General features: G+C 39.0%; 2 protein-coding genes. One reads left to right on the top strand and one right to left on the bottom strand.

Going from position 1 to position 2,825, the window contains the following annotated elements; genetic code table 11:
* Window positions 1–1,375 (top strand): PspC-like choline-binding domain-containing protein (locus tag CLOSYM_RS02695; RefSeq protein WP_021640852.1); only part of this gene is annotated, 1,375 nt, incomplete at its 5' end.
* Window positions 1,376–1,552: 177 nt separating this feature from the next.
* Here CLOSYM_RS02695 and CLOSYM_RS02690 read toward each other — a convergent pair.
* Window positions 1,553–2,825, bottom strand: a 1,273-nt coding sequence (locus CLOSYM_RS02690; protein ID WP_021640851.1) for a cell wall-binding repeat protein, incomplete at its 5' end; no start/stop codon positions are given.

Below are 2,825 nucleotides of genomic sequence, written 5' to 3'. Positions count from 1 at the left end.
CGATGAGTACTATGTTGGTGAAGACGGCGCTATGTTGGTGAATTCCTGGATTAAGACAACATCTGATGAAGATATTGATGATCCGGATGAGGATGGCGATCATTGGTATTACTTTGGAAGCAAAGGTAAGAAAACAACCGAATCCAAGAAAATCGCTGGTAAAACTTACTACTTTAACGAAGACGGCGAAATGCAGGACGGCTGGTATGAAGATGACGGAGACGTTTATTACTTAGGCGGAGAAGACGAAGGCTGGAGAAAAGAATCTGGCTGGTTATGGCTTGAAAAACCGGATGATGATGACGATATCACAGGATGTGATGATGAGTGCAGCATCTGCTACGAGGAAGGCTGGTACTACTTCGGAAGCAATGGTAAAATGTACAAGGATTATAAGAAGAAAAAAGTTAATGGTAAATACTACTACTTTAATGAACATGGCCAGATGTTATACGAGTGGATTAACGACGCTAAGGTTAAGGTTAAAGGTTCCCCATCTAATGCAGAAGCTGATGGTAATGTAGCCACACCTAATAAGGCCGAAATCGAAAATATGCTTTACATGAATCAGGTTGAAGAAGGTTGGAGAGCTGACGGCTGGTACGAAATAGATGGTGCTGAAGATGTTGGTACGGATAATGATACAGACTGGTACTACTTCGATGATGGTGAGGCAAAGAGAGCTGACTCCGATAAAGACTTTGCTCAAATTAAAGACAATGATGAGACTCCAATCTGGAGAGCAAAGATTAAAATCAAAGCAAGCAACAACAAGTATTTCTGTTTCGATGAAGTTGGTCGTATGCAGACCGGTTTACAGTATATTCCGGCAGCTAAAGGTTTCTACTACTTTGATGACAATGGCTATATGAAGACCGGTAAAGTTACCAATGTAGAAGATGATGATGATTCCTACACCTTCTATTTCAACACCAAGAACGGCAAAAACGGTGAAGGCGTAAACGGTGAAAAGGATAATTATCTGTATTTCAGCGGTAAGAGACTGGAAGCTGATGATGATTACAGATTGTACTTATCAGAGGGTAAAGTTTACCTTGTAAATAACAAAGGTAAGATCCAGAAATCTAAAACCAAGAAATATGATATTGAAAACTTTGATGAAGAAGTAACTGTAACATTTGGAAATGGAGATTCTGTTAAGTCCCTGACTGTAGGTGACAAGACATACACACTTCCTGTTGTTATAGAAAATGTAAAAGATATTGCAACAATGGATTCCAAGGTTGCGAAAGCTATTACAGTTCCAGAGATCAAACTGTATGACAATACTTACAGCTATGGAGTTGTTACAAATGGCGATATCGTAAGAACATGGGTCGCTGAAGCAGATACCGATGCATTATCTCTTGATTAATTAAAAGGAACCTCCCCAGGTTGTAACTTGGGGAGGTTTTTCTGCAATATACTAGCGGGAACAAAATATTGACAAAAAGCTGCAATTAGAGACTTGATTTCCTTGTTAGCAAAAAGCGGTTCTGAGAAAATATCAGAACCGCTTTGAATAAATTAAAAGTATTAATTTAATTAAAGATTACTGCTGAACAATAGTTGCTCCTGTACCATCTACAGTAAATACATTATCATAAAGCTCAATCTTCGGAGTACTTGGATTTGATGTGTAATCATAATCACTTCCATCAGCTTCTTTAGCTCCAGTAATCTTATATCCGGTAAATGTAAATGTTACATCTTCCGTATTGTCATTTTCTACATCATATTTCTTACTTGTAGATTTCTGAAGTTTACCCTTGCTGTTTACAAGATAGTAATCGCTTCCGATTTCATAGATTCTGTAATCATCATCAGCTTCCAGTCTCTTTCCATTCCAGTACAGATATCCACTGTTTTCTCCGTTGATACCTTTACCATTACCACCATTCTTAGTCTGGAAGTAATATGTGAAGGAATCATTTTCTTCTTCTACACTTGACATTTTACCAGTCTTCATATAACCTTTATCATCGAAGTAATAGAATGCATTCTGGGCCGGAATAAACTGTAAGCCCGTCTGCATCTGGCCTTTTTCATTAAAGCAGAAATACTTTCCTTCCACTTTAATTCTAGCTCTGTAAACAGTATCTCCATCATCTGTTACCTCAGGACCAGTAAGTCCAGATTTATCGGAATAGGATGCCTTTTTAGCTTCACCATTCTTGAAATAATACCAATCTGTATCGTTGTTTGTTTCAAGGTCTTCAGAACCGTCGATTTCGTACCAGCCATCCGCTCTCCAACCTTCTTCTACTACGTTTGTATAGAGCATATCAGCCGGGGAAGCTGTTCCAATATTGTTACCGTCTAACTGAGCATTGGAACCTAAAGTAACTTTACCGCCATTGATCCACTCATACAGCATCTGGCCGTGCTCATTGAAGTAATAGTATTTTCCATTAATTTTCTTCTTAGCAGCATCTTTGTACATTTTTCCGTTAGAACCGAAGTAGTACCATCCTTCTTCGTCACAGATATCATTGTCATCAGCATGGCCATTGACATCTACATCCTCTTCTTCAGGAACTTCTAACCATAACCAACCAGAAGCTCTAGCTCCGTCATCTTCGTCGCCTAAATAATAAACATCGGTACCATCCTGATACCAACCATCTCTCATTTTGCCGTCATCGTCAAAGAAATAAGTTTTTCCATTGATTTTCTTTGAGTCAGATGTAGTCTTCTTACCCTTGCTTCCGAAGTAGTACCAAGCTTCTCCGTCATCTTCCGGATCATCCATGTCTTCGTCAGACAGAGTTTTCTTCCATGTGTTAACCAGCATAGCGCCGTCTTCACCAACATAGTACTCATCG

This window comes from [Clostridium] symbiosum ATCC 14940 (genome assembly GCF_000466485.1).
GTDB classification, from domain to species: domain Bacteria; phylum Bacillota; class Clostridia; order Lachnospirales; family Lachnospiraceae; genus Otoolea; species Otoolea symbiosa.
This window is presented reverse-complemented; position numbering and strand designations above follow the sequence as displayed.